The 17,475-nt window shown below is 67.4% G+C and carries 14 protein-coding genes; 11 read left to right on the top strand and 3 right to left on the bottom strand.

Annotated features, from left to right (window positions below; genetic code table 11):
* Positions 1-88 precede the first annotated feature (88 nt).
* Complete coding sequence (locus ACWDUA_RS04810; protein ID WP_449749861.1) at positions 89-355, top strand: hypothetical protein; 267 nt, start codon at positions 89-91, stop codon at positions 353-355.
* Here ACWDUA_RS04810 and ACWDUA_RS04805 read toward each other — a convergent pair.
* Positions 298-1,269 carry an SMP-30/gluconolactonase/LRE family protein gene (locus ACWDUA_RS04805; RefSeq protein ID WP_449749860.1) on the bottom strand — a complete coding sequence of 324 codons (972 nt, stop codon included), beginning with the start codon at positions 1,267-1,269 and terminating at the stop codon, positions 298-300. The genes ACWDUA_RS04810 and ACWDUA_RS04805 overlap by 58 nt on opposite strands.
* Positions 1,270-1,433: 164 nt before the next feature.
* On the opposite strand from ACWDUA_RS04805, the gene ilvA reads away from it, so the two are divergent.
* Complete coding sequence (gene ilvA, locus ACWDUA_RS04800) at positions 1,434-2,819, top strand: threonine ammonia-lyase IlvA (protein WP_449749859.1); 1,386 nt, start codon at positions 1,434-1,436, stop codon at positions 2,817-2,819.
* 435 nt (positions 2,820-3,254) lie between these two features.
* On the opposite strand, the gene treZ is transcribed toward ilvA, so the two are convergent.
* A complete protein-coding gene (treZ, locus tag ACWDUA_RS04795; RefSeq protein ID WP_449749858.1) occupies positions 3,255-5,018 on the bottom strand; it encodes a malto-oligosyltrehalose trehalohydrolase in 1,764 nt (587 codons plus the stop codon).
* 312 nt (positions 5,019-5,330) lie between these two features.
* Between treZ and ACWDUA_RS04790 the strand changes: the two genes are divergently transcribed.
* Genes ACWDUA_RS04790 through ACWDUA_RS04750 form a run of 9 tightly spaced genes read left to right on the top strand, consistent with a single transcriptional unit; the run spans position 5,331 to position 14,753 of the window.
* Positions 5,331-6,194, top strand: a complete 864-nt coding sequence (locus ACWDUA_RS04790) for an MlaE family ABC transporter permease (RefSeq protein WP_449749857.1) — start codon at positions 5,331-5,333, stop codon at positions 6,192-6,194.
* A gap of 1 nt (position 6,195) precedes the next feature.
* Complete coding sequence (locus ACWDUA_RS04785; RefSeq protein WP_449749856.1) at positions 6,196-7,062, top strand: ABC transporter permease; 867 nt, start codon at positions 6,196-6,198, stop codon at positions 7,060-7,062.
* A 9-nt stretch (positions 7,063-7,071) separates the two neighbouring features.
* Positions 7,072-8,433: an MlaD family protein gene (locus ACWDUA_RS04780; protein ID WP_449749855.1), complete on the top strand. Its 1,362-nt coding sequence runs from the start codon at positions 7,072-7,074 to the stop codon at positions 8,431-8,433.
* A complete protein-coding gene (locus tag ACWDUA_RS04775; RefSeq protein WP_449749854.1) occupies positions 8,430-9,461 on the top strand; it encodes an MlaD family protein in 1,032 nt (343 codons plus the stop codon). The genes ACWDUA_RS04780 and ACWDUA_RS04775 overlap by 4 nt, the downstream gene beginning before the upstream one ends.
* Positions 9,458-10,450, top strand: a complete 993-nt coding sequence (locus ACWDUA_RS04770; RefSeq protein WP_449749853.1) for an MCE family protein — start codon at positions 9,458-9,460, stop codon at positions 10,448-10,450. Before ACWDUA_RS04775 ends, ACWDUA_RS04770 begins: the two co-directional genes overlap by 4 nt.
* 5 nt (positions 10,451-10,455) lie before the next feature.
* Positions 10,456-11,589, top strand: coding sequence for an MCE family protein (locus ACWDUA_RS04765; protein WP_449749852.1), 1,134 nt, complete (start codon positions 10,456-10,458; stop codon positions 11,587-11,589).
* Positions 11,590-11,603: 14 nt separating this feature from the next.
* Complete coding sequence (locus tag ACWDUA_RS04760) at positions 11,604-12,701, top strand: MlaD family protein (protein WP_449749851.1); 1,098 nt, start codon at positions 11,604-11,606, stop codon at positions 12,699-12,701.
* Positions 12,698-13,870, top strand: a complete 1,173-nt coding sequence (locus ACWDUA_RS04755; RefSeq protein ID WP_449749850.1) for an MlaD family protein — start codon at positions 12,698-12,700, stop codon at positions 13,868-13,870. The genes ACWDUA_RS04760 and ACWDUA_RS04755 overlap by 4 nt, the downstream gene beginning before the upstream one ends.
* Positions 13,871-13,889: 19 nt before the next feature.
* Entirely contained in the window at positions 13,890-14,753 is an 864-nt protein-coding gene (locus tag ACWDUA_RS04750) for a hypothetical protein (RefSeq protein ID WP_449749849.1), read from the top strand.
* Between the two features lie 399 nt (positions 14,754-15,152).
* Here the strand turns inward: ACWDUA_RS04750 and treY are convergent, their stop codons facing one another.
* Positions 15,153-17,468, bottom strand: a complete 2,316-nt coding sequence (gene treY / locus ACWDUA_RS04745; protein WP_449750040.1) for a malto-oligosyltrehalose synthase — start codon at positions 17,466-17,468, stop codon at positions 15,153-15,155.
* Positions 17,469-17,475 lie beyond the last annotated feature (7 nt).

The raw sequence follows: 17,475 nt of genomic DNA, 5'->3' as shown, positions 1-17,475 counted from the left end.
GGTTTCGGTGCGCCGAACATTTCTCTTCGCGGTGCGGTAGAGTCGTCGGCACGCCAGACGAAACCACCGATGTCCCTGGGGGTGCGCGATGACCGCGATGATCGAGCCGACCACTGTTGTCCGTGGATCGACGCTGCCGACCCGGGACATCGCCGGTGTTGCGTGGCCGGTCCACAAGCTTCACGCGGTGATCGCCGCACTCATCGTGGCCGCGGTGTCGCTGGTCGTGTTCACCTCGATCGAGACCACCGCCTGGCTGTCGGGGCTGACCCTGCTGCTCGTCTGGTGGGGTGAGCGCTACCGCGTCGGGAAGGCCGCCACCGCGTCACGGTCCCATCCGGCCGGGATCTCGTAGATCCGACCGTCGAATCCCGCACGGAACAGGCGTCCTGCCGAGAACCCGCCGGCACCGCGGCCGTAGCTGAGCACACTCGACAGCGGTAGACCCTGAGCGAGCACGCAGTAGTGTCCCGGGCTGGTGATCCGCACGATCCGGCCGTCGGCGTTGAACGGCACCACCGGACGGTCCCGTGAATCGAGGGTCAGCCCGTCGGGCGCCGCCGTCACATCGGTGCCGCCGAGGGTGAGCAGACTCTGCACGACGCGGGGATTCGCGGTCGAGATCCGGCTCACCCCGGGATTGACGAACGTCCGCGACACGTACAGGAACCGGTCACCACGACCGAGCACCGCACCGTTGGCGCTGGGCAGTGTCGCCCACGCCGCATTCACCTGTCCGTTCGGTGACACCCGCCCGATCAGCGTGCCGAAGTCGTTGGTGGCGTACACATCTCCGTTTCCGGCCACATCCATGCCATTGGCCGCCGACAGTCCGCCCACCCACGGGCGAAGGGCCCCGGTGCGCACATTCAGTCGGGCGATCCCGCCCCCGCGTACCGCGTCACCGACCACGACGCGCGCATCCGCGCCATAACCGACGAGCAAGGTGCCGTCCGGCGCCCACGCCAGCGCGCCGGCACCGCCGGAGGGAACCCGGGCGATGGGTACGGCCGGAGCGCCGGGCGCCGACAGACGGAACACCCGGCCGCTGACCACGTCGGTGGTGTACAGCGCCCCGGCCGCGTCCACGGTGAGTCCCTCCAGGGCGGCACCGGGCACCACACCGACCAGGCGCGGCGGCGGTGCGACCCCGCACGATGCGGCGGTGGCCGGGGCGCCCCCGAATGCCCCGAGAAGGGCGGCGGTGAGGGTTCCGATGCCGGTGAGCACGGCGATCCGTAGGGCTGCTGTGCGGCGTCGTGATGTCATGCGGGGCTCCGAACCGTCGTCCGGGGACGGCCCCGAACGGCTGACACGTGGGTGGGGCAAGACTGTGATGTCCAACACTGGGGAGTGTAGGCGCCGTGGGCGGCCCGCGGGAAGTATGCGTCCGGTTCGCCCCGACAGTGGCGGTACCCGGCGACGGTGAGACGATGGATGTCGTGAATACGCAGCAGGCCACCACTACTTCCGTCCCGGGTTCCGCTCTGAACGCCGCCGCCATCGATGCGGCCGCCGAGCGGATTGCCCCGGCGGTGGCGCGCACCCCGCTCGAGGCGGCCCCGCGGATAAGCCGGGATGTGGGTGCGCAGGTGTACCTCAAGCGGGAGGATCTGCAGACCGTCCGGTCCTACAAGATCCGCGGTGCGTACAACGTGATGGCGCAGCTGTCGGAGGAGGAGCGCTCGCGCGGCGTGGTCGCCGCCAGTGCCGGTAACCACGCCCAGGGCGTGGCGTTTGCCTGCCGGGTCATGGAGGTCCGCGGCCGGATCTATGTGCCGACCACCACCCCGAAGCAGAAGCGTGACCGCATCCGTTGGCACGGAGGCGATTTCGTCGAACTGATTGCTGTCGGCGACACCTATGACGCCGCCGCGGCCGCCGCCCAGGCCGATGTCCTGCGCACCGGTGCCACCTGGATCCACGCGTTCGACGATCCGCGCACGGCGGCCGGGCAGGGCACCATCGCCCGCGAGATCGTCGATCAGCTGGGCCGGGTGCCCGATGTCGTGATCGCCCCTGTCGGCGGGGGCGGTTGCCTGGCCGGGATGGCCACCTACCTGAGGGCCCTGAGTCCGTCGGTCACGATCGTCGGGGTGGAGCCGACCGGCGCCATCTCGCTCGCCGCGGCTCTGGTGTCCGGCGGACCGGTCACCCTCGACGACATCGATCCCTTCGTCGACGGTGCGGCCGTCAAGCGCATCGGTGGCCTCGGGCACGGTCTGATGGCGGGGTTGGGCTCGTCGGTCACCGCCCATCCGATCCTGGAGACGTTGTCGGCGACGGGCGACACCCGCATCCTGCCGGATGAGCCGGTGGCGTTGCCGTCCGGCGCCGCACACATCACGCACGTCGACGAGGGTGCGATCTGCACCACGATGCTGGAGCTGTACCAGAACGAGGGCATCATCGCCGAGCCCGCGGGTGCACTGGCCGTGACCGGCCTGTCGCAGCTCAAGCTGCCCGACGATGCGACCGTGGTGTGCCTGGTGTCCGGGGGTAACAACGACGTCTCCCGCTACGGCGAGATCATCGAGCGGTCGCTGGTGCATCAGGGGCTCAAGCACTACTTCCTGGTCGACTTCCCCCAGGAACCCGGCGCCCTGCGACGTTTCCTCAACGAGGTCCTCGGACCCGACGACGACATCACCCTGTTCGAGTACGTCAAACGCAACAATCGCGAGACCGGCGCTGCCCTCGTCGGCATCCAGCTCGGCAGCCGCGACGGTCTGCCCGGTCTGCTCGATCGAATGGACCACTCGCGCCTCGATTGCGTTCAGCTGAAGTCGGATTCACCGGAGTATCGCTACCTGACCTGACAGCGGCCACAACCCCTGTGGGTGGTAGAGCCGGGGTTCCTGGTGAGTTGGCAACGTCGGCAACCACTTCGGGTGGTCGCGACCGGGGCTCGGCCGGCGGGTGGTTTCGACTCGACTTGTCGCTGCGCTCCGCGTCGGCTCAACCATCGGGTGTGGCGGCTGTCATCGGTGAGATGTCGATGTCGGCAACCGGTTTGGGTGGTTGATCCGGGGCCGGGCGTCGCGAGGACCCGTGTCGAAATCTGGTGGGATGACGGTGTCGGTGACCGGGGTGGTCGCGACCGGGGCTCAATCATCGGGTGTGGCGGCTGTCGTCGGTGAGATGTCGATGTCGGCAACCGGTTTGGGTGGTTGATCCGGGCCGGGCGTCGCGAGGACCCGTGTCGAAACCTGGTGGGACGACGATGTCGGTGATCGCCGGTAGCGCACAGCCGCTCACGCACCAGGCTTCCGGGGACCGATCACCACCGAATGGCCGCCCAGCCGGAGTCCGTCGGCGACCACATCGTACCGACCCCAGCCGAGCCGCACCGCCGACACCGGCACCGGTACGTCGACGGAGCCCTCGCCGAGGTTGCACACCACCGCCCAGTCGTCACGGAACATCACGAACCACCGTGCGTCCTCGTCGAACTGGGTGCCGGTGGCACCGAAGTCGGTGCCGGCGAAGGCCGGTTCGGTCTTGCGGAGTGCGATCAGGTCGCGGTAGAACGCGAGCATCGCGGCGTGTTCGGGGAGTTCGCGCTCCGACCAGTCCAGCTTCGACCGCAGGAAGGTCTGCGGATCCTGGGGATCGGGGATGTCGTCGGCGTCCCAGCCGTGGGCGGCGAACTCGGCCTTGCGGCCGCGGGCGGTGGCCTCCCCGAGCTCGGGTTCGGGATGGGACGTGAAGTACTGGAACGGAGTTCGCGCCGCCCACTCCTCACCCATGAACAGCATCGGGGTGAACGGGGACAGCAGTACCAGGGCCGCCTTGATCGCGATCTGCCCGGCATCGAGATAGGCGGTCGGCCGGTCGCCGATCGCGCGGTTGCCGATCTGATCGTGATCGCAGGTGTAGGCGACCAGGGAGGTGGTGGGCAGGGTCGGCGGAATCGGACGACCGTGGTGGCGGCCACGGAACGACGAGTAGGTGCCGTCGTGGAAGAATCCCCCGCGCAACACCTTCGACAGCGACTCCAGACTCCCGAAGTCGGCGTAGTAGCCCTGGCGTTCCCCCGACACCGCGGTGTGGATCACGTGATGGATGTCGTCGTCCCATTGCGCGGTGAGTCCGTAGCCGCCGGTCTTGCGCGGGGTGAACAGGCGCGGATCGTTCAGATCGCTCTCGGCGATCAACGACAGCGGTCGGCCCAGCTCCGCCGACAGCGCATCGGTCGCCTCGGCCAGCGCTTCGAGCAGATGCACCGCCCGATGGTCGACGAGCGCGTGTACCGCGTCCAGACGCAGTGCGTCGACGTGGAATTCGTCGAACCACCGTAGCGCGTTCTCGACGATGAACCGCCGCACTTCGTCGGAATCGGGTCCGTCGAGATTGAGCGATGCCCCCCATCCGGTCGAACCGGAACCGAGATACGGACCGAACTCCGACAGGTGATTGCCCGACGGCCCGAGATGGTTGTAGACCGCATCGAGCGCCACACCCAGGCCGCGGACGTGGCACGCGTCGACGAACCGGGCGAGTGCCGCAGGGCCGCCGTAGGACTCCTGCACGGCATACCAGCCGACCCCGTCGTATCCCCAGTTGTGGGTTCCGTTGAACGCGTTGACCGGAAGGGGTTCGACGAGGTCGATGCCGAGATCCACCAGGTCGTCGAGGTGTTCGATCGCGGCGTCGAGTGTTCCGTCGGGAGTGAAGGTTCCGATGTGCAGCTCGTAGATCACCGCACCTCGCACATCACGGCCGGTCCACTGCGCGTCGTGCCACTGCGCGTCGTCGACGGTGAACAGCGCCGAGAGTCCATGGACCCCCTCGGGCAGTCGCGTGGACCGTGGATCGGGTATCGGATGGTCGACGCCCGCCATCGTGAATCCGTATCGCAATCCGTGCCCGTCGACGACGCCGAGTGCGGCGAGTGCGTCGGGATCGGGCCGATACCAACCGGGTTCGTCGTCGGGCAGCATCGTCACAGTGGATCGTCCGGTCAGGTCCGGGGAGTCGACGACGAGCTGCAATCGCTGCGTGTTCGGTGCCCACACGCGCACCTCGTCGAGGGCGCGGGGTGGTCGGAACGGACGCGTCGCTGCGGTGCGACAACGATTCGGGCGTTTCTGCCCCGAATGTTTCTCTGCGGTGGTTATCGTGGCGTCACCCGAGCGGGTGTGGTCCCTCTCCGGGAGGCGACCATCTTGTGGTTCGCTCATCGTCCTCACCCTAGGTTCGCGATGGGAGGAGTGCAGGCCGCGCAGGGTGTGACCCATGCCATAACGGACGAGGGTGGTGCGGTATATTACTGCCGACCAGGCCTGCCAGGGGGGCGACGCGATGGTTGAGAGACGCAGGGACGGGGATTGAGTACTGACGTGGAGGCTCCGGGGGATGGGGCCGTAGCGACGGACCGGAGGGAGCCGAGGGCGGCAACCACCTGGTTCCGTGAGCATGTGGTCGCCGGCTTCGAGACGTTCGGTCGTCAGCTGGCGATGTTCGTCGAGGTATTCAAGGTCCTGATCGAGGACATCCTCAAGCGACGATTTCCGTTCGGGGAGTTCATCCGTCAGTGTGCCTTCATGTCCAGCACGTCGGTGTTCCCGACCCTGCTGGTCGCGATCCCGATCGGGGTGATCGTCTCGATCCAGGTCAGCAACATCGCCGGGCAGATCGGTGCGACGTCGTTCTCCGGCGCCGCCACCGGACTCGGTGTGATCCGCCAGGGGGCGCCACTGGTCACCTCGCTGCTGCTGGCCGGCGCGGTCGGTTCGGCCATCGCCGCGGACCTGGGCTCCCGCACGATCCGCGACGAGATCGACGCGATGAAGGTGATGGGCGTCAATCCCGTGCAACGGCTCATCTCACCGCGCCTGCTGGCCACGATGGTCGTCAGCTTCCTGCTCTGCGGCTTCGTCTGCTTCGTCGGATTCATCACCGGCTATGTCTTCAACATCTACTTCCAGGGGGGCACCCCCGGTAGCTACACCGGCACGTTCGCGGCGTTCGCCTCGGTCTCGGATCTGTTGTTCGCGCTGGGGAAATCCGTGATCTTCGGTGCGATCGTGGCCATCGTCGCCTGCGACCGCGGCCTCAATACCCGTGGTGGGCCGGCCGGTGTGGCGAACTCGGTGAACGCCGCCGTGGTCAATTCGGTGCTGCTGCTGTTCACCGTCAACGTGGTCCTGACCCAGTTGTTCGCGATCCTCGTCCCCACCAAGGCGGTGTGAGATGACCGCGTCTCGATACGTCCCGCCACTGCTCCGTCCGGTCGAGGCGGTCAAGGGTGTCTACCGCGGCCCGCGCGACGGCCTGGCCCAGATGGGTCACCTGCTCACCTTCCTGGTCAAGTCGATCGGCGCAGTGCCCATCGCATTCACCCACTACCGCAAGGAAGTCTGGCGCCTGCTCGCCGACGTGGCCTGGGGAAACGGTGCGATCGTCGTGGGCGGCGGCACCGTCGGCGTCATGGTGATCCTCGGGATCATGGGCGGTGCGACCGTCGGCATCGAGGGATTCACCGCCCTGCACCTGCTCGGCCTGGACCCGGTGACCGGTGGGCTGTCGGCGTTCGCCACCACCCGCGAGATCGCCCCGCTGCTCGCGGCGACGGCCTTCACCGCCCAGTCGGGATGCCGGTTCACCGCCCAGCTCGGTTCCATGCGGATCAGCGAGGAGATCGACGCGCTGGAGTCCATCGCCATCCGTCCATTGCCGTACCTGGTGACCACCCGGATGTCGGCGGCGGTCCTCGCGATCATGCCGCTGTACTCGGTGTCGCTGGCTGCCAACTACCTCGCCTGCCAGATCATGTTCCAGCTGCAGAGCGGGCAGGGCAACGGCAACTACCTCAACTACTTCCACTCCTTCCTGATCTCGCAGGACATGGTGTTCTCCTTCGTCAAGGTGATCGTGTTCGCCCTGCTGACGACCTTCATCCAGTGCTACTACGGGTACTTCGCTTCCGGCGGTCCCGAAGGGGTGGGAGTGGCGGCCGGCCACGCGATCCGGCTGGCCATCATCGTGATCGTGTTCGCGAATCTGGTCATGACGCTGGTGTTCTGGGGGACATCACCCGGCATCAAGATCTCGGGTTAGGGGGTCGGCATGCAGATCTCCACCGATGGTGCCAACCCGTCTCTGCCGGCCTATGTGCTCCGCGGGCTGGCCTTCGTGATCGCCCTGGCGGTTCTGTTCGTACTGCTGTTCATGCGCTACCAGGGCGTGTTCACCCAGACCGTTTCGGTGAACACGCAGCTCACCGATGTCGGTGACGGCCTCAACGACGGCGCCGACGTCCGCTACAACGGCCTGATCGTCGGGCAGGTCACCGGCGTGCGACTGGCCGAGGGGCAAGTCGGAACCGGGGGACAGGCGCTGCGGCAGGTGGACATCGACGTGCTGCCCGCCCAGGCCGACGGCATCCCGGCCAACGTCACCGCCCGCACCGTCCCGTCTAATCTGTTCGGCGTCAACTCGGTGGAGTTGGTCGCCCCGGCCGACCCGTCGCCGCAGCACCTGGAGTCGGGGGCCACCATTCCCGCCGACCACACCCTCGAGACCGTCAAACTGCAGGACGCCCAGAACCAGCTCCGCACCCTGCTCGATGCGGTGCCGCCGGAGCAGTTGGCGGCCGTGCTGGGCACCATCGCCGACGCTCTCAACGGCGGCGGACAGGTGTTCGGCATGTTCGTCGGGGTCCTCGACCAGTACTTCAAGACGATCAACGACCAGTTCCCGCCCGGAGCGCCGTCGGGCTTCGACAACTTCGACAACTCGGTGCGCGGACTGGCACAGTCGTCGCCGCAGTTACTCGACACCCTCGGCCGCAGCGTCATCCCGGCCATGACGATCGCCGAGAATCGGGACTCGCTCACCGCCCTGCTGTCGGCGGCGCAGGGCGTCACCGACGAGGTGCAGGCGCTGTTCGCCGCCAACGGCGATGTCGGCAAGCGGGTCGTCGCCGACGCCAACACCATGCTCGGCGCTGCCGTCTACAACGAGGGTGCACTTCCGCAGGCGCTGACCGCGCTGAACGACCTGGCCGCCAAGGTGCTCACCGTCTTCACCGGAGTCAACGGACACGCCCAGCTCAACATCGGGGTCAGCTTCAGCGCCTTCCAGCGATACACCCGGCAGAACTGCCCGGTCTACAACGGGGGACCCTACGGTCAGCTGCGCGGACCGGGCTGCGTCGGACCGGGCACCGGCACCGGGCCCACCAGCTCCGGACCACTGCTGGTCTATCCGCAGGACGGGATGCGGCGCAACGCGGCCCGCCCGGCCGGATCGGTCACCACCCACTCCGACAACCAGACCCTGCAGACCGCGCTCAACCGCACACCGTCGGCCGCCGACACCCTGATGCTGGGCCCACTCGTCCAGTCGGTGACCCCGACCCAGACCACATCAGACCAGACCACATCGGATCAGGGCACACCCCCCACGGCGCACGGAGGTGGACGTTGAGTGCAGGACACGCCACCATCCGCAAACCGCTGATCGGCTTCTCCCTGTTCGCCGTCGTGGCATTGCTGTTGACCTACATCATCTACTCGACACTGGAACGGTCGGTGTCGGGCGACACCACCGGCTTCGACACCACCTTCTCCGACGCATCCGGCCTCGCCGTCGGCGACGACGTCCGCATGGCCGGGGTTCGGGTGGGCCGCGTCGACGCGATCGAACTCGACGGCGGCAAGGCCAAGGTGACGTTCGAGGTGCAGGACAGTCAGCCGATGTACACCACGACGAAGGCCGCGATCCGCTACCAGAATCTGATCGGCCAGCGGTACCTCGCGCTGAGCCTCGCCGACGGCGAGGCCCGGCCGTTGGCGGCGGGATCGAGTCTGCGACAGCCGTCGGAGGATTCCTTCGACGTCACCAGACTTCTCGCCGGGTTCCAACCGGTGTTCGACACGCTCACCCCCGAGCAGGTCAACGACCTGTCCAACGGACTGCTCCAGGCCTTCCAGGGCGACACCGTCTCGTTGAGCAACACCGTCGCCCAGGTCGGCAAGATGGCCTCGGATATGGCCGATCGGGATGTCGTGATCGGGGCGATCATCGACAACCTGAGCGGCGTGATGCGCGACCTGTCCCGGCAGGGCGATCAGGTCGGCACGCTGATCGACTCGGTCGGTCAGGTCGTCGAGAACCTCAACGCGCATTCGGCACGGTTCGGTCAGGCCGTCAGCCAGATCGGGGACACCGCAGCCGGATTCGCCGACGTGCTCAGCCAGACCCGCGGCGACCTGGCCCAGGCGGCGACCTCGGCGGACCAGGCCACCGAGAAGCTGATCGGCAACGGCGCCAAACTCGATCGCCTGGCCGTCGACCTGCCGATCTTCCTCGGACATTTCCCGTTGGTGCTGGGCGAGGGGGCCTACCTGAACATCTACGCGTGCGACCTCGACATCGCGATCGGTGACGTACTGTTCCCGCCGGGCATCATCAACAAGATCGGCGGCACCCGGCATTCGGTGGTGTGCCGATGAGGTCACGTCTGCGTCGCAGCTTCGACGGCAACCGCCGACTCTGGTACGGCCTGGTGGGAGCCGTCGTGATCGTCGCGCTGGTCCTGGGCGTCACCGCCCTCGCCGAGGCCGACCTCGGCAAGAAGACCTACACCGCCGATTTCGCGCAGGCCGGCGGCATCCGGGCCGGCGACAAGGTGCGCGTGGCCGGCATCGACGTCGGGAAGGTCACCGCGACCGAACTGCAGGGCAACCACGTCCACATGACCATGAAGGTCGACCGGAACGTCGACGTCACCTCCAACGGCTCGGCCGAGATCAAACTGTCCACCCTGCTGGGCCAGCGGTACGTCGATGTGTCCCTGGGGAACTCGCCCGACCCGGCACCCGCCGGTGTGATCTCCGAGACCCGGGTGCCCTACGACCTGCAGAAGACCATCGAGAAGGGCACCCCGATCCTCCAGGGCATCGACGACGCCGACCTCGCGCAGAGTGTGCGCGCGCTGAACCGGCAGCTCGCCGGGGCGCCGGCGGTGACCAAACCGACGCTCGACGCACTGACCCGGATGTCGGACATCATCACCGGCCGAAGCGACCAGATCAACCAGCTGGTCATCGACACCCGCACCGTCACCTCGATCGTCAACGACTCGCAGACCCAGCTCGCGGTGATCGTCGGGCAGGGCGCCCAGCTCACCCAGAAGATCGTCGCCCGGGAGTCGCTGGTGACCAAGCTGCTCGACGGGATCGCCGCACTGACCGATCAGGCGCGGGTCCTTGCCGCGGAGAACGGCAACCAGTTCGCGCCGATCATGGCCAACCTCAACACGATCAGCCAGGGTCTGGAGAAGAACCGGGCCAACCTGCGCAAACTGCTGGAGATCCTGCCGGTGACCGCGCGACTGACCAACAACATCCTCGGCGACGGACCGTACGCCAACGGATATCTGCCGTGGGGAATCTTCCCCGACAACTGGTTGTGCCTGGCCCGGGTGGTGGACGGATGCTGACACCGATGACCGAGTCCGTGGGCACCGACGGCTCGGTGGCACCTCGTGGGCGCCGGATCTGGGCGCCGACCGCCGTCCTGATCGTTCTCGCCGTCGGCCTGCTGTCGGGATGCTCGCTGATCCCGGCGGGGTGGACGACGGCGACCGGTCAGGCCATCGAGGTGTCGGCGTTCTTCCCCAATGTGGCAGGCCTGCACACCACCAATGACGTTGCGGTGCTGGGCATGCCGGTCGGCCAGATCACCGGGATCGAACCGCAGGGCAACCGTGTCAAGGTCACCTTCACCGTCGACAAGAGCGTTCCGATACCCGCCGACGCCACCGCCGCGATCGTCAACACCTCGATCGTCACCACCCGGCACATCGAGCTCACCCCCGCCTACTCCGGCGGCGCGCGACTCGAGAACGGTGCGGTGATGCAGAACGAGGGACTGAGCCCGGTGTCGGTGGGCGACCTGTTCAGCGCCGTCGACAAGCTCATGGTGTCGTTGTCGGGAGATGCCCCGGGGGAGGGGCCGGTGGCCGACATGATCGACATCACCGCCGGGATCACCGGCGGCAACGGGGAGCGGTTGCAGGAGGCGATCAACCAGCTCGGCAGTGCTTCGCAGGTGGTGGCGGGCAACGGCGACGGGATCGTCGAGATCGTCAAGTCGGTGCAGTCGCTGACCGCGGCGCTCACCGCGAACTACCCCAAGATGACGGCGTTCTCGTCGTCGCTGAACCAGGTCAGCGAGATGCTCGGCCGGCAGTCACCCGGTCTGGTCGCCACCCTCGCCGACCTCAATCAGACGCTGCTGAACACCTCGGAGTTCCTGCACAACAACGGTTCTGCGATCGGTGCCTCCACCGGACGGCTCGCCGCGCTCGCGGAGAATCTGAGCGACTACTCGCGGCAGGTGGTCGAGACCATCGACCTCGGGCCGCTGCTGTTCCAGAATCTGTCGAACTCGGTGTCGGCGGAGCAAGGGGCCTGGCGTGCGCAGGTGCTGCTCGACAAGTCGCTGCTCGACAACCAGCTGCTGTCGCAGTTCTGCCGGACGATCAAGTTGCAGAAGAATGGTTGTGAGACCGGGCAACTCGCCGATTTCGGGCCGGACCTCGGTGTGTTCTCCGCGCTGTTGGAGCTGAGCAAGTGATCGGGGGAATGCGGATGCGCAAGGCGCTGCTCACGCTGATCGTCGCGTCGATGCTCGCGGTGTCGGGGTGTGGTGTCCTCCCCGGGCTCACGGTCGAGCAGATCCCGCTGCCTGCTCCGGGCAACCTGGGCGAGACCATCGAACTCACCGCCTCGTTCGAGAACGCCCTGAACCTGCCGTCCCGGGCCAAGGTGAAGATGTTCGGGTCCGACGTCGGTGAGGTCACCGACATCCGGGCGGAGAACTACAAGGCGATCGTGACGATGCGGGTGTCCACGTCGTCGCGGGTGCCAGCGGGAACCGGAGCCGAACTACGCCAGGCGACTCCGCTCGGTGACGTCTTCGTCGCACTCCTGCCACCGAACCGGCCGACCGACGGATACCTGGCCGACGGCGACACCCTGACGGGCCCGACCTCGGCGGCGGCCACCGTCGAGGATCTCCTGGTCAGCATGAGCGGATTCGTCGACAGCGGATCGCTCGGCTCCACCCAGCAGATCATCACCGAACTCAGTGCCGCGGTGTCGGCGGGACCCGACAGCGGCACCGAGCTCGGTGGTGCGATCGAGGGGCTGACCACGGCGATCACCAAGCTGAACCAGAACTCCGCCGAGGTCGACACCGCGATGCGCAACACCCGGATCCTGACCGGTCAGTTCGCCGACGGACGCGCGCAGATCATGGCGGCGATCAACAAACTGGCACCGGCGTTCAACACGATCAACGGGCAGATCCAGCTGATCCTCACCACCCTGGACAAGACCAATCGGGTCACCGCCGCCACCAACGACTTCCTGCGCAACGACAAGCAGGACCTGATCGAGATGATCGGTCACCTGGCGTCGCTGCTCGACGAGCTCAACGCAGGTGTCGGCACGTTGGGGGCGCTCTCGGACAACGTCGCCGAACTCACCCCGAAGTGGGTCAAGTCCACCAGTTCGAGCGCGGCATCGTTGTCGGCGAAGGTCTACTACCTGAATCCGGGCGCCGGATTCGATTCGGCCAGTAGACTTCCGGAACTCCAGGATCTGGACGCGGGCGGTCAATCGTTGCAGCAGACGCTCACCCGCCTGCTCGCACGGCTCACCGGGACCCGGGGGTGCTGCGGATGAGTGCGGTCTTCGGATGGATGCGCAAACACTCGGTGGGGCTCGGCAACATCGCGCTCGTCCTGGTGATGCTGCTGGGCCTGTCCTATCTGACCTTCGGGGCATTGCGGTGGCAGCCGTTCCAGGGGCACTATCACCTGACGATCGACTTCCCGATCTCCGGTGGACTGCAGGACACCTCGCCGGTCACGTTGCGGGGTGCGCGGATCGGTGACGTCGACTCGATCCAGGTGCGTCCGCGGTCGGTGGAGGTGAAGGTCTCCATCGAGGACGACGTGAAGATCAACCGCAACACCATCGTCGCGGCCCTCGGATTGTCGGCGACCGGTGAACAATACGTCGACTTCCAGCCGCCGACCGCGGACGGTCCCTACCTCGCCGACGGTGACATCATCAACGTCAACCAGACGACGGTGACCACGCCGTTCCCGAAGCTGCTCGAGACCACACTCGGTGTGGTGGACCAGATCCCGCCGGAGAAGCTGACGGTGATCGTCGACAACCTCGACATCGCGCTCAACCCCGACAGCGACACCAACGACCTCAAGGCGCTGTTCGACGCCGGCGGGACGATCTTCGCCGACCTGTATCGGGTGCTCCCGCAGACCACCAAGCTGATCCAGGAGACCGGGACCATCCTGAAGACCACCGCCGAGATCCAACCGGACCTCGGTGGCACCGTCGCGGCGATGAGTAGTGTGGTGAACGCGGCGGTCGCCGCCGACCGGGAGCTGCGCACCCTGCTCGGCAAGGGGCCCGCGCAGCTGACCAGCCTGACCGGCTCGCTCGGCGAGATCCGCGACCCGGTGACCGATGTGCTCGGGCAGTTCGCCGACATCGCCCGGCAGGGTGCGCTCCGGGCCCCGGCGATCGTGAACCTGTTGCCGTCGATCCGGGATGCATCGATCAAGAGCCTCACCATGTTCCACGACGGCGCGTGGTGGGCGTTCGGCGCGATCTATCCGCGCCCGTACTGTGACTATCCGATCACGCCGACCCGGCCGACCAAGATCCTGGAGCTCACCATCCCGACCAATCTGTACTGTGTGACCGAGGATCCTCATCAGCAGGTCCGGGGGTCGGCGAATGCGCCGCGTCCGGCGGGGGACGACACTGCCGGACCACCGCCGAACTACGACCCGAATGCGCGCACGGTTCCACTCGACAAGTAGCGGCGAGGAATTCTGTGAGATGACAACTGTGGACGACAACGACACCGACAACACCCGCGAAGCCCGGGAAGCCGAATTCCTGGAGACCGAGACCCCGGACGCCGAGACCCCGGACGCCGAGACCCCGGACGCCGAGACCCCGGACGCCGAGACCCCCGACACGGGTGATCCGGCCGAGAAGCCGGCCCGCAAGGCCGTGCCGCCGGCCAAGAGCGGTCGCGCCCGGGCGCGGGCCGAGGTCGCCACCACCGAACCCGCACCGGCGACGAAGAAGGAGAACCGGGAGTTCTCGATCACGCTGTCGGGTCGCGCCCTGTGGCGTGCGCTCGGCGTCATCGTGGTGATCGCCCTCGCCGCAGCCGTCGGAGTGCTCGGATGGCTGGTCTACCAGGGTGATCAGAAGCGGTCGGCATTCGACGATTCCAAGCAGGTGTCGGAGGATTTCGTGACCCGGTTGGTCACGACGATCAACCCGGGCAACACCGACAAGTACAAGGAGATCCTGGGTCCGCTGTCGACGGGTGACCTGCGCAAACGGCTCGAGCAGGATCGCGCCGACACCGAACAGAACAGCCAGGCCCTCGCGATCGAGGCGACGTCGAAGATCGTGTCGTCGTCGGTGGAGTCCGTCGACACCGACGCCGCCAAGACGACGGTGATGGCCGAGGTCAGCGCCAAGAGCGCCAACGTCCCCAACGGCGAGACGCGGCTGATGATCTTCATGCTCGACCTGACGAAGGTCGACGGCCAGTGGCTGGTGTCGGAGTTCAGCGGCCCGCCCGGATCCACCAAGAGCGGCATCGTCGATCCGTCGCAGTCGCTACCCGGCCAGGGCCAGTCGACCGCCCCGACGACGACCCCGGCACCGACACCCGCCGGATGAATATCGACTCCATCGGCGTTCCGGCTGTGTTGTCCGAATCCGCCGGAGGTGACGATGTCCGGATCCACCCCCGGCGGTGGTCGGGTTTCGAGGTCGGGCGTCGGAGGTTTCGACTCGTCTCGTCGCTGCGCTCCTCGTCGGCTCAACCATCAACTGCGAGAATTGGATTGAGTTGTGGCCCGTGTCCAAGTCTCTGCCGCCGCTGCGTTCTGTTGATTGAGCCGGGGCTGGTGGTGGAGTCGGTGTCGTTGTGTTCTGTTGATTGAGCCGGGACCGAGCATCGCGAGGACCCGTGTCGAAATCTCGTGGGGTGGCGTCGCGCGGTGACCACTTCATGCGCTGCCGCCGGGCCGTCGACATCCGGTGAGGTACGCATCCCGTATCCACCTCCGACGACGATCACCCCCGGCGCAGGACCACCACCGGGTGGTCGGCGCGCAGGGCGGCCATGTCCACCACGCCACTGTGCACGCTGTCGTCGAGGACATCGACCCAGGAACCGGGTGGCAGGGTGACGGTGGTGGCGGCCGCGCCCGCCGGACTCAGGCTGTGGGTGAAACGTGCGGCGACCAGTATCACCGACGGGGGCTCACCGGCCACGCCCCGGGCGAAGGCGACGATGTGGTCTGCTGCGGTCCCGTCGGCATGGATCGGCCGATAGTCACCTCCCGGGCCGAATACCTCGGGGACGGCGGCACGCACCCCGAGGGCGGCCGCCACCAGGCGCGTCTTCGGGTGGTCGAGAGACCGGCCGTAGTCCACCGGGCGACGATTGTCCGGGTCGACCAGCGAGTCCTCGAACCACTCGGTGCCCTGATAGAGATCGGGAACACCTGGACCGAGGAGTCCGATCGCCTTGCGGGCCAGTGCCTCCTGCTCCCACGCACTCGCGATCCGCGAGACGAAGGAGTCGATCAGTCCCGACACGGGTGCGGTGGTGAGGGCGTCGATCCAGGCGTCGAGCGCATCTTCGAATCCGTCATCGACATCGGTCCACGACGTCCGCAGTCCGGCTTCGCGGGCGGCCTTGCGTGCGTAGGCACACAACCGTTCGCGCAGCTCGTCGTCGACCACCGCCGGGCGTTGGGAATCGACGGGCCACACGCCGATGACGTTCTGCAGCAGGAAGTATCCGGTCAGGTGATCGGGAGGCGGTGCGGCCGCCCACAACTGTCGCACCAGCAGTGACCATCGTTCGGGGACCTGTGCGATCACGGCGATCCGGGCGCGCACGTCCTCGCCGCGTTTGGTGTCGTGGGTGGATGCCGCTGTCATCGCCCGGGGCCAATCGGCGGCACGGATCACATTGTGGGCGTGGAAGTCCCGCAACGGCAACGTCGGGTCGGCCGGGTCCGACCCCACCTCCTGCGCGGACACCAGACGCGCGGTGCGGTAGAAGAGGCTGTCCTCGACGCTCTTCGCCGTGACCGCCCCACAGGTCTGGGCGAGGCGGGCGGTGGCCGCCGACCCCGGGTTGACGGTCTCGGCCACGATGGTGGCGAGCGCATCGGCGAGATCGGGTCGCCGTTCGCCGATGCGCGCCACGATGGCCTCCAGACGTGGCCGCAGCGAGGGATAGTCGGCGCGATAGACCCCCAGGCCGGCGATCAGCTCCGCGGTCGCCTCGGTGACGGCGGCGACGTCCGTACTCGGGTCGGAGTGGGTGATGGCACGCACCAGACGCCGATGTTCGGCCGGGAACATCTCGGCGAGGGTGCGCAGTTTGCGGTTGTGTTCGGTGTCGCGAAGCCAGCCGGCGTCACCGGGAATGCCGGTGGTGCGTTCGTGGATCTCCGACAACTCGACGATCCCCGACGGTGCGGTGAACAGCGCGTCGATGATCCGCATCTGGTCGTATCCGGTGGTGCCGTCCACCGGCAGACCGGGCTCCAGCGCCTCGTCGGCGGCGAGGATCTTCTCGATCCACAGCAGGCGGTCGGTACCGAGATCACCGCGCAACCGGCCGAGATAGTCCACCGGATTCCACAGGCCATCCGGATGATCCACGCGCACACCGTCGATCAGGTCCGCCTCGATGAGGTCGCGCAACCACGCGTGGGTGGCGTCGTAGACCGTCGCGTCCTCTTGCCGTAGGCCTGCGAGTTCGTTGACGGTGAAGAACCGGCGGTAGCCGATCATCCCCGAATCCCACGGGACGAGCCGATAGTGCTGGCGCGCGTGGACCTCCTGCGGGGTACCGCCGAGGGTGCCGGGCGCGGTGGGAAAGGCGTGGTCGTGATACCGCAGCACTCCGCGGGCGTCGACGGTGAGCGGTTCGAGATCGCCGTCGGCGGCGAGCACCGGCAACGCCAGGGCGCCATCGCATCCGTTGTCGACGGAGAAGTCGGCGTCGAAGAACGAGGCGTACCGCGAGCCCGGACCGTGTTGAAGCAGATCGGCGAACCACGGATTGCGCAGGACCTCCGCGACACCGGTGTGGTTGGGGACGATGTCGACGACGATCCCGATGCCGCGCTCGCGGGCCGCCGACCGCAGGGTGCGTAGCCCGTCGCGTCCACCGAGTGCCGAGGCCACCCCAGGAGGTGGGACCCAGTCGTATCCATGGGTCGACCCGGGCATCGCGGTCCCGATCGGGGAGAGGTACACATGCGAGACCCCGAGTGCGCAAACGTGATCGAGAATCCCGACGACCTCGGTGAACCCGAAGTCCGGGGTCAGCTGCACCCGATAGGTCGCGATCGGCTCCGGTCGCATCGCCACG

The organism is Gordonia sp. NPDC003376, from assembly GCF_053589235.1.
Note: the sequence above shows the minus strand (reverse complement) of the source record. Positions and strands in the feature narration are given on the sequence as shown.